General features: G+C 63.8%; 18 protein-coding genes and 1 pseudogene. 4 read left to right on the top strand and 15 right to left on the bottom strand.

All coding sequences use genetic code 11. The features are described from left to right. Positions 1–15: 15 nt before the first annotated feature. The 8 genes and pseudogenes from mhpT to PAN31117_RS15020 form a co-directional block, all read right to left on the bottom strand. Positions 16–1,281 (bottom strand): 3-(3-hydroxy-phenyl)propionate transporter MhpT, encoded by a 1,266-nt coding sequence (gene mhpT, locus PAN31117_RS14985; protein WP_246189092.1) that lies wholly within the window; start codon positions 1,279–1,281, stop codon positions 16–18. Positions 1,282–1,627: 346 nt separating this feature from the next. Continuing rightward, on the bottom strand, positions 1,628–2,203 hold the full coding sequence (locus tag PAN31117_RS14990) for a MarR family winged helix-turn-helix transcriptional regulator (protein ID WP_306440193.1): 576 nt from the start codon (positions 2,201–2,203) through the stop codon (positions 1,628–1,630). Positions 2,204–2,381: 178 nt separating this feature from the next. Further along, entirely contained in the window at positions 2,382–2,747 is a 366-nt protein-coding gene (locus PAN31117_RS14995; RefSeq protein WP_046290992.1) for a response regulator, read from the bottom strand. A 48-nt stretch (positions 2,748–2,795) separates the two neighbouring features. Continuing rightward, positions 2,796–3,284: pseudogene (locus PAN31117_RS15000) on the bottom strand (chemotaxis protein CheX); the annotation flags it as partial. A gap of 230 nt (positions 3,285–3,514) precedes the next feature. Next, complete coding sequence (locus PAN31117_RS15005; protein WP_150738862.1) at positions 3,515–4,084, bottom strand: hypothetical protein; 570 nt, start codon at positions 4,082–4,084, stop codon at positions 3,515–3,517. 23 nt (positions 4,085–4,107) lie between these two features. Next, positions 4,108–4,836 (bottom strand): methyl-accepting chemotaxis protein, encoded by a 729-nt coding sequence (locus PAN31117_RS15010; RefSeq protein ID WP_150738863.1) that lies wholly within the window; start codon positions 4,834–4,836, stop codon positions 4,108–4,110. Positions 4,837–4,940: 104 nt separating this feature from the next. Beyond that, positions 4,941–7,394: an MCP four helix bundle domain-containing protein gene (locus PAN31117_RS15015; RefSeq protein ID WP_246189093.1), complete on the bottom strand. Its 2,454-nt coding sequence runs from the start codon at positions 7,392–7,394 to the stop codon at positions 4,941–4,943. A 289-nt stretch (positions 7,395–7,683) separates the two neighbouring features. After that, complete coding sequence (locus PAN31117_RS15020; protein WP_150738864.1) at positions 7,684–8,625, bottom strand: LysR family transcriptional regulator; 942 nt, start codon at positions 8,623–8,625, stop codon at positions 7,684–7,686. Positions 8,626–8,748: 123 nt separating this feature from the next. Here PAN31117_RS15020 and PAN31117_RS15025 point away from each other — a divergent pair, with 123 nt between their 5' ends. Both PAN31117_RS15025 and PAN31117_RS15030 read left to right on the top strand, forming a co-directional pair. Beyond that, the gene (locus PAN31117_RS15025; protein ID WP_150738865.1) at positions 8,749–10,017 is read left to right on the top strand and encodes a flavin-dependent oxidoreductase; all 1,269 of its coding nucleotides are present in this window, start codon (positions 8,749–8,751) and stop codon (positions 10,015–10,017) included. A 106-nt stretch (positions 10,018–10,123) separates the two neighbouring features. Beyond that, positions 10,124–11,491, top strand: a complete 1,368-nt coding sequence (locus tag PAN31117_RS15030) for an MFS transporter (protein WP_150738866.1) — start codon at positions 10,124–10,126, stop codon at positions 11,489–11,491. Between the two features lie 21 nt (positions 11,492–11,512). On the opposite strand, the gene PAN31117_RS15035 is transcribed toward PAN31117_RS15030, so the two are convergent. The 6 genes from PAN31117_RS15035 to PAN31117_RS15060 form a co-directional block, all read right to left on the bottom strand. Next, a complete protein-coding gene (locus tag PAN31117_RS15035) occupies positions 11,513–13,150 on the bottom strand; it encodes a gamma-glutamyltransferase family protein (RefSeq protein ID WP_039400489.1) in 1,638 nt (545 codons plus the stop codon). Positions 13,151–13,228: 78 nt separating this feature from the next. After that, positions 13,229–14,167, bottom strand: a complete 939-nt coding sequence (locus PAN31117_RS15040; protein ID WP_246189094.1) for an ABC transporter permease — start codon at positions 14,165–14,167, stop codon at positions 13,229–13,231. A gap of 12 nt (positions 14,168–14,179) precedes the next feature. Next, the gene (locus PAN31117_RS15045) at positions 14,180–15,124 is read right to left on the bottom strand and encodes an ABC transporter permease (RefSeq protein WP_039400492.1); all 945 of its coding nucleotides are present in this window, start codon (positions 15,122–15,124) and stop codon (positions 14,180–14,182) included. Between the two features lie 13 nt (positions 15,125–15,137). Further along, the gene (locus PAN31117_RS15050; RefSeq protein ID WP_150738867.1) at positions 15,138–16,640 is read right to left on the bottom strand and encodes an ABC transporter substrate-binding protein; all 1,503 of its coding nucleotides are present in this window, start codon (positions 16,638–16,640) and stop codon (positions 15,138–15,140) included. Between the two features lie 43 nt (positions 16,641–16,683). Next, a complete protein-coding gene (locus tag PAN31117_RS15055; protein ID WP_150738868.1) occupies positions 16,684–17,790 on the bottom strand; it encodes an ABC transporter ATP-binding protein in 1,107 nt (368 codons plus the stop codon). Further along, positions 17,787–18,812, bottom strand: coding sequence for an ABC transporter ATP-binding protein (locus PAN31117_RS15060; RefSeq protein ID WP_217429660.1), 1,026 nt, complete (start codon positions 18,810–18,812; stop codon positions 17,787–17,789). Before PAN31117_RS15060 ends, PAN31117_RS15055 begins: the two co-directional genes overlap by 4 nt. Before the next feature lie 130 nt (positions 18,813–18,942). Between PAN31117_RS15060 and PAN31117_RS15065 the strand changes: the two genes are divergently transcribed. Beyond that, positions 18,943–19,812 carry a LysR substrate-binding domain-containing protein gene (locus tag PAN31117_RS15065; protein WP_150738870.1) on the top strand — a complete coding sequence of 290 codons (870 nt, stop codon included), beginning with the start codon at positions 18,943–18,945 and terminating at the stop codon, positions 19,810–19,812. Positions 19,813–19,923: 111 nt separating this feature from the next. Here the strand turns inward: PAN31117_RS15065 and PAN31117_RS15070 are convergent, their stop codons facing one another. Beyond that, positions 19,924–21,258: an MFS transporter gene (locus PAN31117_RS15070; protein ID WP_174990967.1), complete on the bottom strand. Its 1,335-nt coding sequence runs from the start codon at positions 21,256–21,258 to the stop codon at positions 19,924–19,926. Positions 21,259–21,418: 160 nt separating this feature from the next. Between PAN31117_RS15070 and cyoA the strand changes: the two genes are divergently transcribed. Then, complete coding sequence (cyoA, locus tag PAN31117_RS15075) at positions 21,419–22,453, top strand: ubiquinol oxidase subunit II (protein ID WP_150738872.1); 1,035 nt, start codon at positions 21,419–21,421, stop codon at positions 22,451–22,453. The last annotated feature ends 63 nt before the right edge of the window (positions 22,454–22,516 follow it).

A 22,516-nucleotide genomic window follows, 5' to 3' on the forward strand; every position in this document is an offset into this window, starting at 1 on the left:
ACTCGTGAAGCGAACTCAGTCGGCCGCGCGGGGACGACGGATTAGCGTGAGTGCCGCCAGTGCGGCCACGATGGTCACGGGAATGCTTGCGCCGATCACCACCGCTGCGCTGCTACCCACCGCGAGCAACATCCCAGCGGCGAGCGGGCCAACCACGGAACCGATGCGACCGATGGCAACCGCTGCGCCCACGCCGGTGCCACGCATGGCCGTCGGGTAATAGGCGGCGGCGAGCGCGTAGAGCACCGACTGGCCGCCGATGATGAACATGCCCGCGAAGAACGCTGCCGCAGCCAGCACGCCGAAACCGTGTGCGGCAGCCAGACCGACGAGCGAGGCGATCATGCCGAGATACATGCCGCCGATCACGAACGACATGCGCGCGCGGTCCATCAGATAGCCCAGCCCCAGTACACCAACAGCGCTACCCACGTTGAAGAGAATCTGCACCCAGCCGATTTCGCCACGCGCAAGACCACGCGATCCCATCAGCGATGGCAGCCAGTTAAGCAGGAAATACAGCACGATCAGCGTGCAGAAGTAGGACAGCCAGAGCTGCACCGTCGAGAGACCGCGCCCTTCGGAGAACAACACCGACGTCATCGGCGCGGGCGTCGCGCGCTGTCCTTGCGACGTCGCCGCAGCGAACGCACGCGACTCCGGCAGGAACCAGGCGAGCAACGGCAGCAGCAGGATCGGGCCGAGACCACCGACGTAGAAGATGTGCCGCCAGTCGGCATCGCTCACCGACAGCATGCCGATGGTCGCCGCGATGCCGCCACCCAGCGGAATGCCGCAATACATGATGCTCACGGCCGTGCCGCGCAAACGCGGTGCCACCGCCTCCGACGACAGTGCAATCAGGTTCGGCATCGCGCCGCCCAGCCCGACGCCCGTGAGCATACGCACGATCACCAGCATCCAGAAATCCGACACGAACGCCGTGGCGATCGACAACACACCGAACAGCGCGGCACTCAGCATCAGCACGCGCTTGCGGCCAATGCTGTCGGCAAGACGTCCGCCCACCATCGCGCCCGGCAACAAGCCGAACGTGCCCGCCGAGAACGCAATGCCCATCTGCGCCACGCTCAGGCCGAACTCCTTCGCCATGCCGCGCGCCGCCACCCCGACCGACTGCAAGTCGAGGCCTTCGAGCAACGCCACCGCGAAGCACAACGCGAGTGTCAGCGCCACGGAATTCGCCGCACTGCCGACCCCGCCGGTCCCGTCATCTCCCAACGGCAACGCCTGCGCGCCGCCCTCCCGATTCGATTTCATGGTGTCTCCTGTCATCTTCTTTATGGATGTCGGTTGCCACCCCGCACGGTCCATCGACATCGGCAACGAACGCCTGCCGCGCAGACCATTTAATCAGGTAACCTGATATTAAAGGCGCACGTATGACGCACGTGACAACGCTGCGAGAGCGTTGCATCGCTTTCGTCTTGCCGGGTCACTGGGATTCGGTCGCGCGCTTATTTAGCGTCGGCAGACTACCGCCGACGCGGCGCGATCCGGTTAGCCGCCGGTCGGCATACGACGATGCCTACCGGGGTGACGGACTCCATTTAATATCAAGCAACCTGACAATACAAGCTGTTGTCCGGTCGGGACAAACCCGGAGTCAGTCGCGCAGATTGCGCACGAACATTTCGAGATGACGCTGCACGGCAGCGGCGTCGTCGCGCGCCACACCGGCACGCATGCGCGTGTCGATTTCCTTGGCGACGGCTTCGCATTGCGCGAGCACACGCCGACCTTCGTCGGTCAGTTGCAGCAGTACGATCCGGCCGTGATTCGGATCCGGTTCGCGGGTGATCCACTGACGCGACGCCATCACGCTCACGACTTCATTGGCGGACTGCGGCGTGATGAACGAGCGTTGCGCGAGTTGCGCGTTGGAGAGCTTGCCGCGCGCATCGAGCACGGAAAGCGCGGTGAATTGCGCGAGCGTGAGGCCCAACGGTGCGAGCGCTTCCGACATGTGTCGGCGTAGCAAACGGTCGAGACTGGCGATGACGTAGGTCAGGCGCAGTTTGGAGCGGCGCGGGCGGGCGTCGGCCCCTGTCGCATCGGTGGAGGCCGTAAGTTCCACATCGCCGTCGGCCGCGAGCGCGACATTGTCCGGCGTGTCGTGCGAACGCGAGTCGCTGGCGGCAACCGCAGCGGCAGTCTTCTTCTTCGAGGGTACGACGCTCATGATGACTCAGCGAGAATGCGCAGATTTTCGCGTAATGCGGGAAAGTCAGCAGTGTAACGCCGCCACCGGGGCGGTGGCGACGGTCTGCCCGCGATTCATCCCGACGATGAGCGGCGTTCTCCGCCTGACCGGCTCGCCGGAAGCCCCCTCAGACCTCCGGCGCGGCCAGCAAGGGGTATCAGCTGGCGAGCTTGCGAAACGTTTCCAGCACGGCGTCGCCCTTGAACGGCTTGACGATCCAGCCCTTCACACCTGCGGCTTTACCGCGCTCCTTCATGGCCGGGCTGCTTTCGGTAGTGAGCATCACGACATTGACGGATGCGTTCGCGAGTTCGCCGCGAATCTTCTCGACCATCGTCAGGCCGTCCATATTCGGCATGTTCACATCGCTGATGACGAGACGCACGCCCGGGCTGGCCTTGATCTTGGCGAGGCCGTCGCGGCCGTCGACGGCAGTGTCCACGTCCAGGCCGTTCTTGCGCAGAAAACCAGCGACTTCGTCGCGCACGGTGCTCGAATCGTCGACCACGAGAATCTTCGACATGGTGTTGTCCTTTGTGTGTAAGAGAGAGTGAATTGGCGAGCCGGGATCTCAGAACATTTCCAGCGCCCCGGTCTCGACGGGCTCAGTCGCGCTCTGTGCCGCCTCGCGAAATGCTTCGGGCGACCAGTTCAGGCTGAATACAAAGTGCTGATGCAGCGTGACGATCTGACCGTTGACCGGATCGGTCAGGCGGTAGACGAAACACAGCTGCGGGTTATCGGTGCCAAAGGTGATGTACTTCTGCTTGTGGTTGATGAGCAGCGGCACTTGCACCTGCGTGCGGTCCACGGCGAGCGGATCGCCCATGTAGCGGTTCTTGAATGCGCCCCAGACGAGGTTCGTCAGTTCGCCCAGCATGCCGTTGAGTTCGCGAAAACCGGCCTGCCCTTCGCAGCGACCGGTGTGTTCGAGCAGTTGCATGAACGGCACCTGCTCGGCCTGCATCATCATATAGCCACGGCACCAGGCGCTCTCGAGCGGAATCAGGCTGAACACTTCGCCGAAGATGATGCGGTCGCGCACCACGCTGGGCGAATCGCAGGTCACTTCGACGTCGCCGAACAGGCCGCGGAACACGCCGTCGGTAATGTCGATCATGCCGCGGACCAGCGCGTCCGGGTACTCATGCTCGACGCTGTCTTCGAGGATCAAGAACTGGCTGACCGACTCGCGGGGGGTGCTTCGGTTCATTGTGATGGTTTCCTAAAGCGTAATTCGTGAGAGGCGAAGGGATGCGACCTGAAGCAATATCCGGTGCGCGAGTCGCGTCAAAACAATTCGAGTTCGCCGCCGCTGTCCTGCGTCACGCTGACATCGGCGTTGAAGTCCAGCGGTGCATGCGCACACACGCACAACGTGGCCGCAAGGCTGACCGAACCGTCGAGCGTGATGTCCCACGACGCCAGATGGTTCGGCTTGAGCTGCATGAGGTGAGGCACGCAGCGCGCGCTGAGCACGTAGGGCGTGGACATGCCCAGATCGGGGAAGTAACCCAGCAACTCCTGGTTGATCGCCCCGCAGCACAGGTTGCTGATTTCGAGAAAGGCTTCGCGAAACGACTTCTCCTGATCGTCGCCCACGAAGTACGCGCGGGTGGCGTCGTCTTCGTCGAAATGCAGCACGAGCAGCATGCGAAAGTCGATGCCGGAGATCGTGAGCACGACCACGTTGGTGTGGCGTACCTTCAGCTCGATGTTCGCGGTCGTATCCGACGCGTCGGCCTGCTGCACGGCGAGCGGTGCAATCTCGCACTGTGCGTCGGCCGAGCGGGCGAGCCGCGTGCGCGCCGCCTTGTGAAGGATGCGTTCGAAACTGTCGCGTGCGTGAGCGCTGATCACAACGAAACCTGCCTGCTGAGTGCTTAGTGGAGACGGGAATGCAGCTGCTGCGCCAGCGATTCGACGCTGGAGAGCGACGCTGCAATCATCTTGCCGCCGGCCTGAATGTCCTGGAACGTCGCCGTGGTCGTGACATCGTTGCGATGCAGGCTGTCGCGATAGCTCTTCGAGAGTTCTTCCGAGCGCGTCGCCAGCGCACGCACTTCGCTCGCGACGATGCCGAAGCCGCGACCGGCCGTGCCCGCACGCGCCGCTTCGATGGACGCGTTGAGCGACACGATCAGCACATGGCGCACGATCGACGCGAGTTCGTGGTTCTTCGCGTGCATGTCCTGATTTTGCGTCATCAGCGAAATCATCTGTTCGTGCCAGCGCTCGAACGTGGCCGCCAGACCGCGCAGGCGAGCGGCTTCGCCCGCGATGCGCTGCGCCTCGCCCTGCCACATCGCCTTGTCTTCCAGCACCGACGCTTCCGACTTCTGCGCGGTCTGCAAGTCCTGCTCGGCCTGCGTCAGGCGCGCCTGCAATGCGGCGATAGCTTCGTCATGCGACTGCACCAGCGCGTCCTTGCCTGCGACGGCGACACGCTCGCGCTCAAGCGCCTGCTCCAGCGCTTCGTCGTGCGTTTTGCTCAGCGCGCGCCAATGCGCCGTGGCCTGGGCCATGCGCCAGCGATGCACGACGTAACCCGCGACACCCGCACCGATGAGGCCCGCAGCCGCACCCGCGAATAGCCATTGAACTGCTTCCATACTCGATCCATCTCCGAAAGCGGCGCGGCGGCCGCAAGCCCGTCAGGTCTGCGCCGCCTCGCCGATCGTCCTGACGCCGGGAGCCCGACGCGTTTGTTCGCGCCTCAGACCTTGCCGGTTTGCGACAGGTCGTCGCGCGACGTGTCGTGTGCCGTCAGGCCGTTCGACCCCACTTGCGTCTCGCCGTCTCCCAGCGCAGGAAGATCGACGGCATCGGCCGCCACGCTGTTCAGATCGAAGCCGTCGACCACGAGGTTGTCGGGCAGGCACACCACCGTCTGGAACTGACGGAATTCCGCGCCCTTGCGTTCGTCCGTGAAGCGCAGTTCGATGCGGCCGTGTTCGCGGCGCACGAAGTCCTGCACGGCGTCCATGCCAACGCCACGTCCCGACACCTCGGTGACGCTCGACGCCGTCGAGAAGCCCGGACGGAAGATGAATTGCGCGATCTGTTCGTCGGTCACGTACGTCTCGGCCGTAATCCAGCCGCGCTGCACGGCGATGTTGCGGATGCGATGCAGCGCAAGGCCACGCCCGTCGTCTGTCAGCGTGACTTGCAGCATGTTGTGGTCGAGACCCACTTCGATATCGATGGTGCCCGCGGCAGGCTTGCCCTTCGCACGACGCTCGTCCGCCCCTTCCAGACCGTGGTCCATCGAGTTGCGCAGCAGGTGCATGAAGACGTCGCGCAGAATGCGCACGGCCGGGGCACGCAGACGGTAGCCGTTGTCGTCGATACGCACGGCCGGGGCCGGCTTGCCGAGTTCACCCGCGAGCGACGGCAGTGAATCGAGCACGCCACCCAGCGCTTCGCCCACGCCTTCGGTGCCCAGCAGACGCAGCGTCTGGTGCACGGCGTCGCGCATGGCGACCAGTTGATGCAGATCGTTCGGATCGGCGGCTTCGAGCATGCGCAGGCTGGCGCGGATGTGGGCGCGGTCCACGACCATCGACTGCTCGTCGGCGGTGCGGCCCGGCCCCTTGCGGCCGAGGCTCATCTCGTTGATGTGGGCATATGTGGCGACGGCGTCGCGCACGCGTTCGAGTTCGCGCATCAGGCCATCCTGATCCCACAGACGCGCTTCGTCCGGCGCACGCAGATCGTGATAGCGCTGCTCGGTCTCGTGCACGACGTTCGTCAGGTATTGCAGGTTGTACGTGCGCGCGTTGCCCTTGATCGTGTGCATGTTGCGGAACAGCTCGGCGATGGCCGCGCTGTCGGCTTGCGAATGCTTGCGAATGATGCGTTCGTTCTCGCGAATGAAGCCCGTCGAGCTTTCGATGAAGTGATGGAACTTCTCCTGGCTCACCGCCAGAATCTCGCCGATCATCTCCAGACGCTGCTTCTGCTCGTTCGCTTCGGCCGCGAGCTCGCGCAGTTCGGTCACGTCGCGCACGCACAGCATCAGACGCAGGATCGTGTCGGTCTCGTCGGTGATCGCCGACCACGTCAGATCGAGCTGCTTGATGCGGCCGTCCGGCATGCGCTTGCCGATCTCGCCGACCAGCAAATGTTCGTTGAACGCGAAGTTGATGGCGTCCTGTCCGATACAGGCATCGATAGCCGCTTCGACTTGCGAGACGGCGTCGGACCCCAGATCGCTGTCGGCGAACACCAGATCCATGACACCACGACCGGCGATGTCCTGCGTCTCGAAGATCGCTTCGAGGTAGGCCGAGTACTCTCCGTGCACCTTCGAGCCGTCGACGACCGTCAGAATGCCCTGCTGCATGTTCTGCAACATCGCCTGAATGTCGGCCGTCTTTTGCTTGAGCTGCGCGGAGCGCTCCTGAATCTTCTCGATCATGCCGTTGAAGGCGACGATGGAGTGCCCGATTTCATCCATACGGCCGACCGGCACGCGACGGGTGAAGTCCTGGCTGTTCGCGATCTCGCTCATCATGGCCTGCATGCGCGAGAGCGGACGCGTGATCTGGCGATACAGCAGCGCGCCGATGGCCGTGAGCAGCACAATGGCCAGCCCCGTCACGATGCCGATAGCGGTCGTGGTGGTCGAGAGCGTGTCGTTGAGCGTGGCGATGGCCGAGTCTTTCTGGCGGTTCTTCTCGACGCGCAGCGTGTTGACCACGCCTTCGAGCTCGTCGCGGTACTGCGCGACCATCGCGAAGAGGAACGCCTGCGCCATCTCGGTTTTTCCGGCCTGCTTGAGCTTGGCGGTGTCGTTGATGGCGTTGAAGTAGTTGTCAACGCTCTCGCGTGCCTGCGTCACCAGCCCCTTCTGAGCGTCGCTTGCGGCGCCTTCGGCCTGACGCGCGAGCGACTGGTCGATATCGCCGCGCAGCTTCTTGAGATTGTCGAGCGCCTGTTCGACGACGGTTTCGTCGGGCGCGTAGACCAGCGTCATCGTGGCGATCTGCACCGCCTTGACTTGCGAGACGAGATCGGCGGAAGCGAGCGCGCTAGGCACCACGCCTTCCGTTACCTGTCGTACTTTGTGAGCGCTGGCGCGTGTCTGATAGACCGCGTAGCCACCAATGATCGAGAGCGCGACAAACGTCAGGATCACCAATAGCGTTATTCGATGACGGATGGTCATTGCGTCATTTCCCCGGGTCGCACCGGCGCCCGGTGCCACGCGTGATTTGACGCAGTAGATCGGCCGCCGAATTAGTTTGTAGATTCCTCGTGCGCCGTGATTATTGCGGGTGAACTGTGACGATTCGATGAATCAACAGAAGCTTCACGTTACCTCGATGCCGTAGTGCCGTGTAGGAATCCGAGATGAGTGAGCGCGTACTGACGAGGCCGACATCCTCAGACCATCAAGATTTCGGTCCTCACAACGTCCCCCATCCTGCGCGTTGCAGTAGCCCCCCCAGTCAGCACTAACTTCTGCGCTCGTGCGCGATGGCATCGATGCGTTGCAGCGACTCAACGACCAGTTCGGTGAATTGGCGCCACAGTTCGGGCTTCGCGCGCCCGCGCTTCACGATCCGATGGAATCCCAATGTGACTTCCGGGTCGGTCAGCACCTCACAACGGACTGCACGATGACGACACGCCGGTAGCGCGAACGTCGGCACGATCGCGGTGCCGATACCGGCTTCGGCCATGCCGATCAGCGTCTCGAAGCGGCGAAACGCCGCGCGTGGCTCGTCTGCCCGGTCGATGCGCGCGAGATGTGTCTCGACGAGTTGCTGAATTGGATTGTCCGACGGTAGACCGATCAGCGTTTCGTCACGCAGGGCGTGCCACGATGCATCGTCCGCGCCCGCTTTGGGATTTCCTGTTTTGCGGGTTGGCCGCTTCGTCGCCGTCACGCGCATCAGACGAAACGATTGCAGCAGCGTTCGCTCGATGCCATGCGATGCCTTGGTGAAAAAGCCGAAGCCCATGTCCGCCTCGCCTTGCTCGACGAGCGCATGCACCTGCGCCAGTTCGGTTTCATGCAGCCGCAGGTCCACATCGGGATTCGCCCGTTGAAACGTGCCGAACCATTCGGGCATGAGATGCGACGACACGAGCGGCGTGGCTGCGATGCGCAGCGTCTTGCGCGACACCTGTCCGAACGTCGCGATCTGTCCCGCGACGGCATCGAGCTGGCTGACGGCCGCACTCGCGACCGGGAGCAACGCATGACCGGCGTCGGTCAGCGTCACGCTGCGCGTTGTGCGGTCGAACAGACGGCTGCCGAGTTGCGTTTCGATCTCGCGCATCATCACCGACAAACCCGCCTGCGTGATGTGCAGCCGCTCGGCCGCACGCGTGAAATTGCCCAGCGTGGCCACGAGTACGAATGCTTTGAGTTGACGCAGTGAGATGTTCATCGTCGATTCATAATCGATTCATATTAATTCATATGATAGTCAAAATTCCCTGATGACTGACGACGCGCTTTAATGGTGTCCATTCCAGAACCATTGGCGCATTCGCGCTCAGGAGACTTTCCCATGCCCCCATCGATCGACGTGGCCATCGTCGGCGCAGGTATCGGCGGTTTGACGCTCGCGCTCAATCTGCATGAAGCCGGTATCGCCTGCCGCGTGTTTGAGGCCGTCCCCGAAATCCGTCCGCTGGGTGTCGGCGTGAATATCCTGCCGCACGCCGCGCGCGTGCTCGACGGGCTGGGGCTGACGCCCGCGCTGCGCGACGTTGCGGTGACGACGCGCGAGTCGGCGTTCTTCAATCGCTTCGGCCAGTTCGTCTACAGCGAACCTGCTGGCGAACATGCCGGTTACGCGTGGCCGCAGTTCTCGATTCACCGGGGCGATCTTCAGGGCGTATTGCTGGCCGCCGTGCGCGAGCGCCTTGGAGAAGACGCGGTCGTCGTAGGGCATCGCTGCACCGGTTTTCTCCAGGACGATGACGAGGTCACGATCTCGTTCGAGTCACCGGAAGGCGACACCCTGCCGCCGGTCACGGCACGCCTGCTGGTCGCCGCAGACGGCATCCATTCGGTCGTGCGCAAGCAGTTCTATCCGACTGAGGGTGCGCCGCGATACTCCGGCGTGAACATGTGGCGCGGCAGCGTCGTGCTGCCGCCGTTCCTGAGCGGCGCATCGATGGTGCGCGCGGGCTGGCTGTCGGTGGGCAAGATGGTGATCTACCCGATTCGCAACAACGTCGACGGCCGCGGCAACCAGTTGGTGAACTGGGTCGCGGAGATCGAAGCACCACGTCCGGCGCGTCGCGACTGGAACGGCGTGGGCCGTCTGGAAGACTTCTTCCCCGCGTTCGCCGACTGGCACTTCGACTGGCTCGACGTGGCGGGCATGATCCAGGCGACCGAGACGATTCTCGAATATCCGATGGTCGATCAGGATCCGTTGCCGCGCTGGAGCTTTGGGCGCGTCACGTTGCTGGGCGACGCCGCGCATCCGATGGTGCCGCGCGGCTCGAATGGCGCGGGGCAGGCGATTCTCGACGCGCCGTGTCTGGCCGCACAATTGCGCGAGCATGGCCTGACGCCCAAGGCGCTGGACGCCTACGATGGCATTCGCGGCAAGGCGACCGCCGACGTCGTGCTGATGAACCGCAAAGCGCCGCCGGACGCGATCCTGCAAACGGTGCACGAACTGAGCGGCGACAAGCCCTTCACGCATATCGACGATGTGATCAGCGCCGCCGATCTCGCGGAGATTTCGAATCGCTACAAAAACGTCGCAGGTCTGAACCGCGAAACGCTCAACGCGACTCAGGCCGCCCAGACCGGCCGTTGAGTCACCCGGCAGCCGACTGCCAATGACGCGTGCGCGCCCCTGGGTGCGCACGCTTTCGCCTATTCGACAGAGCCTCGCCAACGAGGCCGATCATGGAGACAGTGCCATGCCCCAACCCAGCATCGATCTGCGTGCGCTCATCGACGAACGGCCCTTCGGCCGTTACCAGATATTCGTCACGGCGCTCTGCGGGCTGATCGTTTTTCTCGACGGATTCGACACGCAAGCCATCGGCTATGTGGCCCCGGCCATCGTGCATGCACTGGGCATCGATCGCTCGGCGCTCAGTCCCGTGTTCTCGGCCAGTTTGGTCGGCCTCACGCTCGGCGCACTCGTCGGCGGACCGGTGTCCGATCGCGTGGGGCGGCGGCCGGTGCTGATCGCGGGCATGCTGATCTTCGGGGCGATGTCGCTCGCGACGGCGTTCGCGTCGTCCGTCACATCGCTGCTGGTGTTGCGCCTGCTCACCGGCATCGGCCTTGGCTGCGTGATGCCCAACGCCATTGCACTGACCGGCGAGTTCGCCCCGGAGCGCGTGCGCTCCACCGCCATCATGGTGATGTTCTGCGGATTCTCGCTGGGCGCGGCGCTCGGCGGTCTCGCTGCGGCCGGGCTGATTCGCGACTATGGATGGCCGTCCGTCTTCATCGTGGGCGGTTTGCTGCCGCTCGGCGCTGCGCTGCTCGCCTGGCGGCACCTGCCCGAGTCGCCGCGCTTTCTCATCGTGCAGGCAAAGCATCCGGCGCGGCTGATTGCCGTCCTCCGGAAACTCGCCCCCGATCTCCCGGAAGACGTGCGCATCGACAGCGGTATCGACGTGCACGCCAAGGGGCATGCCAGCGTGTCCGCCCTCTTCGCAAACAAGCGTGCGCGGATCACCATGCTGCTGTGGGTGATCTTCTTCATGAGCCTGATGGATCTGTATTTCCTGTCGAGCTGGCTGCCGACGGTGATTCACGATGCGGGCATCGCACTCGATACCGCCGCAATCATCACCTCGATGCTGCAAATCGGCGGCACGCTCGGCACGCTCACGCTCGGACGCGTATTCGACCGCGTACCGCCCTTCAAGGCGCTCGGCGTGGTGTATCTGGGCGCAGCGGTTTGTGTCGTGCTGGTGGGATTGGCGGGCACATCAGTCGCGGTGCTCGTTGCGACGATCTTCGGGGCGGGGTTCTGCGTCGTCGGCGGACAGATCGGCGCAAACGCACTGGCCGCACGCACGTATCCCACGGCGATTCGCGGCACGGGCGTGGGCTGGGCCCTGGGGATCGGGCGAATCGGCTCCATCGTCGGGCCGATCGTGGGCGGCGTGCTGCTGGCCCTGCATTGGGACCCGCAGCATCTGTTCATGATGGCCGCCGTGCCGGTGGCCATCGCCGGTGTGGCGGCCTTCACGATCAGCGCCGTCGTGCAACGTGAAGCTCGGCTTGAGGCCCGCCGCGTCGCCCGCACTGCGAGCGACGCTATCTGAGAGCGGCCGAACTCAGCAGACTCAGTAGCCCGCAGCGAGGCCGTCGCGACGGCTATCGCTCGCGGCCACGTAGCCACGCTCCGGATCGTTGCGATCCAGACGCCAGATGTACTGGCCGGAGCCGAAGTCCATGTACGGGTCGTCGATGGACTTGAGCTTGTGGCCCAGTGCCACGAGCCCGGCCACCGTCTCGCGGTCCATCGTCGATTCGATATCGACGGTGAAGTCGCGATTGACCTTCCAGCGCGGCGCGTCGCATGCAGCCTGCGGTTGCTGACCGTAGTCCAGCATGCGCACGACCGATTGCAGATGGCCTTGCGGCTGCATGTCGCCGCCCATCACCCCGAAGCTCATCACGGCTTCGTGCTGACCGTTGACCTTCTGCGTGAGGAACGCCGGAATGATCGTGTGGAACGGACGCTTGCCACCTTCGACCACGTTGGCCGACTTCGGGTCCATAGAGAAACCACAGCCACGGTTTTGCAGCGCGATGCCGTAGTCCGGCACCACGACGCCCGAGCCGAAGCCCATGTAGTTCGACTGGATGAAGCTGACCATCATGCCCTGCTCGTCGGCCGCAGTCAGATAGATGGTGCCGCCGGACTTCGGCATACCGAAGTCGAAGTGCGTCGCCTTGTCCGGATCGATGAGCTTCGCGCGCTCGGTCAGGTAAGCGTCGTCGAGCATCTGCTCCGGCGTCACCTCCATCGAGCGCGGATCGGCCACGTACTTGTAGAGATCGGCGAATGCCAGCTTCATCGCCTCGATCTGCAAGTGTTGCGAATGCACGCGGTCCACCGCGAGGCTGGAGACGTCGAATTTGTCCAGAATGCCCAGCGCGATCAGTGCCGCAATGCCCTGCCCGTTCGGCGGAATTTCGTGCACCGTGTAGCCGCGATAGTCCTTCTCGATGGGCTTGACCCAGTCGGCGCGATAGTTGCGCAGATCGTCGGTCGTCATCGCGCCGCCGTGCTCGGTGCTCCAGGCCGCGATGCGCTCGGCGATCTCGCCCTCGTAATACGCGCGCGGGCCTTCCTTCGCCAGCAGACGCAGCGTACGGGCGTGGCCAGGCATGCGCATCATCTCGCTGGTGGTCGGCGCGCGGCCATTCGGCATGAACGTCTGCGCGTATCCGGGCTGGTTCTTGAGTTCGGGCACCGCAGCGGCCCACTTGCGCGCGACGATGTTCGCGACAGCGTGACCGCGCTCGGCGATCTCGATGGCCGGGGCCATCAGGTCGGCGAACGGCAGCTTGCCGAACTTCGCGTGCAGGGCTTCCCAACCGGCGATCACGCCGGGAATGCTGACGGAGTCGACACCGCGAATCGGCTGTTTGGCAATGCCGTGCTCCTCGCCATACTTCTTACGGAAGTAGTCGACGTTCCATGCGCCGGGCGCGGTGCCGGAGGCGTTCAGGCCATGTACCTGCTTGCCGTCCCACACCAGCGCGAAGCAATCTCCGCCCAGACCGTTGGAAACCGGCTCGACGATGGTCATGCACGCGGCAGCGGCAATCGCTGCGTCGACGGCATTACCGCCCTGCCAGAGAATGCGCAGACCGGCTTGCGCGGCGAGCGGGTGCGACGTCGACACGATGTTGCGGGCGAACACCGGCAGGCGCGGCGTCGGGTACGGGTTTTGCCAGTTGAAGTGCGTCATGGGAATCGCTGATGACCTCTGTCTCGAATGGTTGGAATAAGTCTGCCAGTGTGCGATGTTGCTTTGGTTACGTGACGTTTATTGCTCGCGAGGATCCAGCGCGTCGCGCAGTCCGTCACCCAGCAGGTTGAAGCCGAGTACCGTCAGGAAGATGGCGATACCGGGAAAAATGGACATCCAGGGTGCCTGCTCGACGAAGTCCTTGGCCGTGTTGAGCATCGAGCCCCACGACGGCAATGGCGGCAATTGCCCCAGTCCGAGGAACGAGAGGCTTGCCTCGGCGATGATCGCGGTCGCGACCGTGAGACTGGCCTGGACGATGATCGGCGGCAGCACGTTCGGCAGGATGTAGCGCACGATGATGCGCGTGTCCGTCAGCCCGATGGCACGCGCGCCCTCGACATACTCTTCCGCCTTCACAGTGAGCGCCTGCGCGCGCGCGAGCCGGACGAAGCGCGGCATGGCGGACACACCGATGGCAATCATCGCGTTGGTGAGGCTCGCGCCGAGGAACGCCGCCATCGCAATGGCCAGAATCAGGAACGGAATGGACAGCAGCGCGTCGGCCAGCCGCGAGACGATGGCGTCGACCCAGCGACCGAAGTAGCCCGCCAGCAGCCCGAGCGGCACGCCCACGATCACCGCGATGCCGACCGACACCACCCCCGCCGCCAGCGACGCCTGCGCGCCGTAGATCATGCGCGCGAGAATGTCGCGGCCGAGCTCGTCGGTGCCGAACCAGTGCAGCGCACTCGGGGCCTGACGCACCGTCATGAAACTCGTGGCAATCGGGTCGTAGGGCGAGATCCACGGCGCGAGCAGCGCGACGAGCACCGCAAACGCGACGATGACCGCCCCGGCGACGGCCGCCTTGTTGCGCGCGAATTTGCGCAGCCCGCGATAGCGGCGTCGCGGCAAGCGCTCGGCGCTCAAGGCCGCAGCCACCGGTGAGACGGTAGGATTCGCGTCCGGCGCTGGCGAAGAGGATGACGTCTGTGTCGTCTGGATAGCAGCCATGTTCTTGGATTCTCAGGCGCGACGCAGGCGCGGGTTAAGCAGGACGTAAAGTACGTCGGCCAGCAGATTCAGCACGATGAAACTCACGGCGGTCACCAGCACCACACCCTGCACCACCGCATAGTCGCGGTTGAACACGGCGTCGACGACCAGCTTGCCGAAGCCCGGAATCGTGAAGACCTGCTCGGTGAGCACAGCCCCCGCCAGCAACTCGCCGAACAACAGCGCCAGTACCGTCACAATCGGAATCAGCGCATTGCGAAACGCGTGCTTTAGCACCACCGTACCGCGCAGCAAGCCTTTCGCACGAGCCGTCCGAATGTAATCGGTGCGCAGCACGCCGAGCATCGCGCTACGCGTGTGACGCATCAGTTGCGCGCCCAACGCCGCCCCGAGCACGAAGGCGGGCATCACCATCGTCTTGAAGCTCATCCACAAATCTTCGCCCGGCGGCACATAGCCCGACGACGGCAGCAACTGCCAGCGCACGGAGATGAGGAAGATCAGCAGAATGCCGAGCCAGAAGTTCGGAATCGACATGCCCGAGAGCGCCAGCACGTTGGATCCGTAATCGATGGCCTTGCCACGATTGGCCGCCGAGAGAATGCCCAGCGGAATACCGATGCCAATGGCGATCACGAGGCCGAACATGGCCAGTTGCAACGTGACGGGCAACTTCTGCGCGATGAGCTTCGTCACCGGCTCGCCCGTGCGCAACGAGTTGCCGAGATCGCCGCGCAGCACACTGCCGATCCACAGCGCGTACTGCGTGGGCAGCGGCTTGTCGAGGTGATACTTCTCGCGCAGGGCAGCAATGACCTGCGGGTTCTGATCCTCGCCAGCCATCGCAAGCACGGGATCGCCGGGCAGCATCTTCTGCAACCCGAAGATCATCATCGACACGATGATGAGCGTGGGAATGGCAACCAGCGCACGATGGACGACGAGGCGCAGCATGGCGGCAGTCCCCTTAGCCCTTGATGGTCACGCCGCGCAGACGGATCAGACCGTCCGGGTAGGCCACAAAGCCCTGCACCTTCTTCGTGAGCACATACGGCCACGGCTGCACGTACAGGTAGAGAATCGGGTCTTCGTCGGACAGAATCTTGTTCGCGGCGTCATACAGGGGCTTGCGCTCGGCGACGGTGGACTTCACGCGTGCGTCGTTCAGCAGCTTGTCGACCTCGGCGTTGCAGTACTGCCCGTAGTTCAGATTTCCCTTGCAGGAGACGAACTGGTGCAGGTTGCCGTCCGGATCGACACGTCCCGACCAGCCGTTGTAAAGCACGTCGAAGTCGCCGCGATGCGCGGCGTCGAGTGCCGCCGCGTAGTCCATCGGGCGTAGCTTGAGCGTGATACCGGCTTCCGCGAGCATCGCTTGCAACATCTGCGCCATCTGGTTGGAGACAGTGCTGTTGCCGAAGCTCAGCGTCACGTTGACCTTCTCGAAACCGGCCGACTTCAGCAGCGCCTTCGCCTTCGCAACGTCGCGCTTCGTGGTCTTGATCGACGTGTCGTAATACTGCCCAGAGTGCGGCAATGCCTGATTGGCGGGCGTAAAGATGCCGCCGCCGATCACCTGATTGATGGCGTCGCGGTCGATGGCCAGATCGAACGCCTGACGCACGCGCTTGTCACGCAGCGCCTTGTTCGCATTCGGTGCGACGTTGAACGTCAGGCCGTAGTAGCCCAGTCCGTCCATCGAGACGAAGGTGAGGTTCGCGTCGCGCTTGACCGACTTCACGTCGGACGGCGAGAGACGCTCCAGCATGTCGAGCGAGCCGGAACGCACGTTCGCGAGACGCACCGTCGTGTCCGGAATCGGCAGGAAGACGACCTTCTGGATGGGGTACTTGTCGGCTTCCCAGAAGCCCGGGAATTTCTCCAGCACCACGCGATCATTCTGCACGCGCTGCACGAACTTGTACGGACCGGAACATACCGGCTTCGATTGCACGCCCGCGTCGTCGGCCAGCGTCTTGGGCGCGAGCATCATCCCCGCGCGGTCGGACAGCGTGGCGAGCAGCGCCGAGTCCGGGGCCTTGAGCACGATGTTCACGGTCGAGTCATCGACCACGTCGACATGGTCGATGGACGACAACTCGCTCTTGCGGTTGCTTGCCTGCATCGTGCGCGCACGGTCGAGGTTGGCCTTCACGGCGGCGGCGTTGAACGGCTCGTCGTCGTGGAACTTCACACCCTTGCGCAGTTTGAACGTCCACGTCTTGCCGTCGGCACTCACATTCCATGCGGTGGCCAGCATCGGCACGAACTTCAGATCGGTGCCGATATCGACCAGCGAGCTGCACAGCGAGCGCAGCACCATGCGGTCGACGACCTGCGAACTGCGCGCAGGATCGAGCGAACCGATGTCTTCCTGCAAGCCAATCCGGATAGTCGATTGCGCCATGGCCGAAGCCGCGCCGGTCGTCAGTGCCGCCGCCAATACAAGATCGAGCAGAACGTTACGCATGCGTGTGATCCCTTGTCTGTGTGATGGTGTCGTGAAGGTGTTCTTATGCACTCGTGCGGGCCGCGGTTGAATCGGCCTGCGACTGTCGCTCCCGGTACAGCGCGAGCCGCTCGCCCAGCTTCTCGCTCGGTGCCGCCGCACGCGCCGGGCTTGCTCCGGCGTTCTGAATCTCGCGCCAGAAGTGGCAGGCGACCTGTCGGCCGTCCGGCAACACTTCGTCGACCGGCTTCTGCTCGCGACATGCCGCGCGCGCATGCGGGCAACGCGGGTGGAAGCGGCACCCCGGCGGCGGTGCGGTCGGGCTGGGCAGTTCGCCACCCAGCGGCGCGCGCTCACGTCGCAGATGCGGACGGCTCGCCGGAATCGCCTGAAGCAGCGCCTGTGTATAGGGATGCAGCGGGTTGTCGAAGAGCGCATCGGCGCTCGCCAGTTCGACGATCTCGCCGAGGTACATCACCGCCACCCGGTCGCTCATGTGGCGAATCACCGCCAGATCGTGCGCGACCATGATGAGCGTGAGGCCGAAGTCGTGCTTGAGCCGTTCGAGCAGGTTGATGACCTGCGCCTGCACGGAGACGTCGAGCGCCGAAACCGGCTCGTCGCCGATGATCACGCGCGGCTCACCGGCCAGTGCGCGTGCGATGCCGATGCGCTGGCGTTGCCCGCCGGAAAACTCATGCGGGAAGCGTTGCGCGTAGTCCGGTTGCAGGCCGACGGTGCGCAGCAGTTCGGCGACGCGCTCGTCGCGGGCGCGTCCATGTGCGAGCCCGTGCAACGCAATTGGCTCACCGATCAGACCGCCCACGGTCATGCTCGGATTGAGCGACGCGAACGGGTCCTGAAAGATGATCTGGAGTTCGCGCCGCAAACGTCGCATCGCGCCCGACCCCAGCGTCATGATGTCTTCGCCCTGATAGCGCACTTCGCCGCGCGTTGCGTCGAGCAGTCGCAGCAGCAGACGTCCCAGCGTGGATTTTCCGCAGCCCGATTCGCCGACGATGGCGAACGTCTCGCCCGCCTGCACGGCGAACGACACACCGTTGACGGCATATACCGTAGGGGCGCGTGAAAAGCCCACGCGGTGGCCACCGAAGTGCTTGGTCAGATCGCGGGCTTCAAGCAGCGGCGTCATTGTCGATGGTGCGTTCATGCCACGGCCTCCTCTCGCAAGGACGGCGGAGGGGTTAGGGACTCGACCGGTGCGAGCCAGCACGCCACGCGGTGCGCGCCGGACAATGTCCGCTCGGGCGGCGCCTCACGAGTGCAACGCGCCTCGGCAAACGGGCAGCGCGGCGCAAAACGGCATCCGGCAGGCATGCGCTCCGGCGAGGGCACGGCGCCGCGAATCGTCGCCAGCGTGCCTTCGCGTTTGCCGATGGACGGAATCGCGCCCATCAGCCCGATGGTGTAAGGGTGCTGCGGATCGTCGAAGATCTCGCTCACCGTGCCGTATTCGACGATGCGTCCGGCGTACATCACGGCCACGTCGTCCGCGACTTCGGCCACCACGCCCAGATCGTGCGTGATGAGCACCACGGCGGTGCCCGTTTCGCGTTGCAACGTCTGAATGAGCGTGAGCACCTGCGCCTGAATCGTGACGTCGAGCGCCGTCGTCGGCTCGTCGGCGATGAGTAGCGCGGGCCGGTTGGCGAGCGCCATCGCAATCATCACGCGTTGACGCATGCCACCGGAGAGCTCGTGCGGATAGTTGTCGAGCCGGGCTTCCGGCGCGGGAATGCGCACGAGTTTGAGCATGTCGAGGGCTTCAGCACGTGCGGCGCGCCGGTCCAGTCCACGATGTCGCCGGATGCCCTCCTCGATCTGATGGCCGATCGTGAACGACGGATTGAGCGACGTCATCGGCTCCTGAAAGATCATCGCCAGACGATTGCCACGCAGGTCCGCGAAATCGCGTTCGCCCAGCGCCAGCAGGTCGTGGCCTTCGAAGACGGCGCGTCCGGCCACGAGATTCGCCGGCGGGCTGGGCAACAAGCCCATGAGCGCCAGCGACGTGACGCTCTTGCCGCATCCCGATTCGCCGACGATGCACAACGTTTTGCCGGGGTGCACGGCGAAAGAGACGCCATCGATCAGATTCGGCGCGTCGGGTGCCTTGGAGAATTTCAGCGACAGTCCGGTGACATCAAGCACCGGCCCAGCATCTGCGGGCATGGTCATGGGGCGCGTTGTGTGGGTCGGCCACCCGCTCATGCGGGATGTGCATGACACGATTATGTCTTCCCCGCACGCAAAGGAAATATTAATATTTCTTTTTCATGCTTAAGTTATTTTTACTTCCCAAATGCTCACGCTGCGCATGTTGAAGACGTTTCGTCTGGTGGCCCAAACCGGCTCGTTTGCGGCGGCGGCCGAGCGCGCCGCATTGACGCAGGCGGCCGTCAGTTTGCAGATGCGCGGGCTGGAAGACGCCGTCGGTCAGCGGCTGTTCGACAGGCGCGGGCGGCAGATCACGCTCACGCGTCAGGGGCGCGAACTGTTTCCCCGCGTCGAGCAGATTCTGGCGCTCACTGCCGAGCTGACCACCTCGCCCATCAATGCAATGCAGGGCCCGGTGACCATCGGCGCGGTGGTGTCGGTCATCGGCGCGCTCTCGCTCGTGGTCGCCGAGCTGAAGACGGCGCATCCACAGCTCGACGTGCGGCTGACGTCTGCCCGCTCGGACGAATTGACCGATCTCGTCGAACAGGGGGAAGTGGACATCGCCGCCGTGGTCGCTCGTGCCGACGACGCCCGCGCCGACGGACTGGTGTGGACGCCGCTCTACACCGAGCCGATGGTGATGGTCGTCAATCGCGACATCGCCGAGTCCGACCCGCAGCAGATTCTCGACGCACACGCGTTCCTGCGTTTCGACCGTCGCGTGCGAACCGGTCTCGTCGTGGAGCAGGCGTTGCGCGCAGCAAAACTTAGCGTGACGGAATATCTGGAACTGAACTCCATCGAGACGATCGTCGCACTCGTGCGCAAGAACGTCGGTGTGTCGGTATTGCCGTTGCTGCATCGAGGCGATTGGCACGCAGACCCGCTGCTGCGCATTGTCCCCATTGCCGAGCCGCCGCTGCTTCGCACCGTCGGCATGATTCATCGCGAACACGACTCGCGCACGCACAACATCACCGCCGCGATTGCGGGCATGCTGTACGACGTTTGAACCGGCGTGAGCGGATATGACACAGATGAACAAGTCGCACAAATGACAACGGCGCGAACTTTTTCGCGCCGTTGACGGGAAACAACGTGAGGTGAAATTATTGAGCGGCGTTCAGTCTTTCGTTTCGAACGCCTTGTTGATGCGCAGAGCAAGCAGCGTGCAGACCGTGCCGGAGAGCAGATAGCCGCTCACCGCGATCAGCCCGAACTCCGCCGACAATCCGAGTGCGACGAGCGGTGCGAACGCCGCGCCAAACAGCCACGCGAAGTCCGTCGTGAGCGCCGCCCCGGTGTAGCGAAAGCGTTGCTCGAAGTTGGACGTCACCGTACCGGCCGCCTGACCGTACGACAGGCCGAGCAGGCCGAAGCCGACAAGAATGAAGATGTCCTGCCCCACCGAACTGCCACCCATCAGGAACGGCGCAAACAGGGCGAAGACGCCGATGAAGATCGCGAAAAGACCCAATGTCGTGCGTCGACCGATGCGGTCGGCGATGCGTCCGGAAATCACCGTGCAGATGATCGCGATGACCGCGCCGCAGAGCTGCACGATCAGCACGCTGTTCAGATCCTGCGTGTTTTGCAGCGAAATCCACGACAGCGGGAACACCGTCACCAGGTGGAAGAGCGCATAACTCGCCAGCGCCGCGAACGCGCCGAGGAAGATGTTGTAGCCCTGCGAGCGCACCATCTCCCGCGTGCTGATCGGCTCCAGTTGCCCCTCTTCGAGCATGGCCGTGTATTCGTTCGTCACGACCAGACGAAGCCGCGCGAACAGCGCCACCACGTTCACGGCGAACGCCACGTAGAACGGATAGCGCCAGCCCCAGGTGAGGAAGTCGTCCGAATCGAGGCTCCAGTGCAGGAACAGGAATAACGACGCCGCGATGATGAATCCGATCGGCGCGCCCAACTGTCCCATCATCGAATACCAGCCGCGACGTTGCGGCGGGGCGTTCATCGCCAGCAGCGACGGCAAGCCATCCCACGAGCCGCCGAAGCCAATGCCCTGTACCAGACGGAAGAAGGCGAGCAGCCAGATGGCCTTGTCGCCGATCACGGCATGTCCCGGCAGGAAGGCCATGCCCGCCGTTGCCGTACCGAGCACGAACAGCGCCGCCGTGAGCTTGACGCTGCGTCCCCAGCGACGCTGCACGTTCATGAAGAGCGCAGTGCCGAACGGGCGCGAGATAAAGGCGAAAGAGAAGATCGTGAACGAGTACAGGAGCCCGTGCAGGCCGTCCGCAAACGGGAAGAAAACGTGTGGAAAGACGAGGACGGCAGCGATGCCGAACACAAAGAAGTCGAAGTACTCGGAGGCGCGTCCGACAACCACGCCGACCGCGATTTCCTCAGGCGCGATGCGGGATTTGCTCCCGTGATCGTGCGCTGTCGGCGCGCCGGGCACACCCGGTGGCGTCGGCGATTGATGAGCACTGCTTGACATTATCGGACCCCCTCGCGGATCGGGATGACGATGACACTCGTGCCAGAAAAGCATCGCAGGTATCTCGAATTGCCGCTATAGGGTTTACCCTAAATTGATGCATCAGAAAGGGCGGTCCATGATGGGTACGGTCTAAGGCTACGGTTCCATCGATCGCAGCATGACTTCCCCCAAGTTCCTCCGCGGGGTACTTTTACTCCCCGCCTTCGCGCTGTTGTCCGGCTGCAATACCGTATTGATGTCGCCTTCGGGAGATCTCGCGGTAAGGCAGCGGGACATCATCATCGTTTCCACCGTTCTGATGTTGCTGATCATCGTGCCGGTGATCGTGCTGACATTGCTGTTCGCCTGGCGATACCGGGCATCGAACAAGAACGCCGTCTACACCCCCGAATGGGATCACTCCACGCTGCTCGAACTGCTGATCTGGGCCGCGCCGCTGCTGATCATCATCGCGCTGGGGGCCCTCACGTGGGTCAGCACCCACAAGCTCGATCCTTACCGGCCGCTTGAGCGGATCGACGCGAAACGGGAGATTCCGCCCGACACGCGTCCGCTCACGGTGCAGGTCGTGGCGATGGACTGGAAGTGGCTGTTCTTCTATCCCGACCAGGGCATTGCGACCGTGAACGAACTTGCCGCGCCCGTCGACCGTCCGATCCGCTTCGAAATCACGTCGACCACGATGATGAATTCGTTCTTCGTCCCGGCGCTCGCCGGTCAGATCTACGCGATGCCGGGCATGGAGACGAAGCTGCACGCGGTCATCAACAAGCCCGGCGTGTACGACGGCTTCTCCGCGAACTACAGTGGCGCGGGCTTCTCCGGCATGCGCTTCAAGTTCCACGGCATGACCGCGGACGAATTCGACGCGTGGGTGAAACAGGTCAAGACGAAGGGCGAAAACCTGTCGCGCGACAAGTACGAGGCGCTCGCGAAACCGAGCGAGTGGGTGCCGGTGAAGTATTACGCCGACGTTGCCCCCGATCTCTACGACGCGATTCTGAACCGTTGTGTTCAGCAGGGACAGCCCTGCCTGAAGGACATGATGGATCAGCCCAATCACGCGCACGCCAGCCGGGCCGGTTCACGCAAGACCGATGCGTTGCTCGCCGACGCAATGTGTACCGCACAGAACACCGTGCAGTTCGCCGCCGACGCGCAACGTGTCCCGGGGACTGCGCTCGCGCAGTGACATCGTGAAGCCGATTCGCGAAGACCTACCCGTGACGCGCACTGCGCCTAACCGTCGACAATG

Source organism: Pandoraea anapnoica (genome assembly GCF_902459765.1).
In the GTDB taxonomy this organism is placed as follows: Bacteria; Pseudomonadota; Gammaproteobacteria; order Burkholderiales; family Burkholderiaceae; genus Pandoraea; species Pandoraea anapnoica.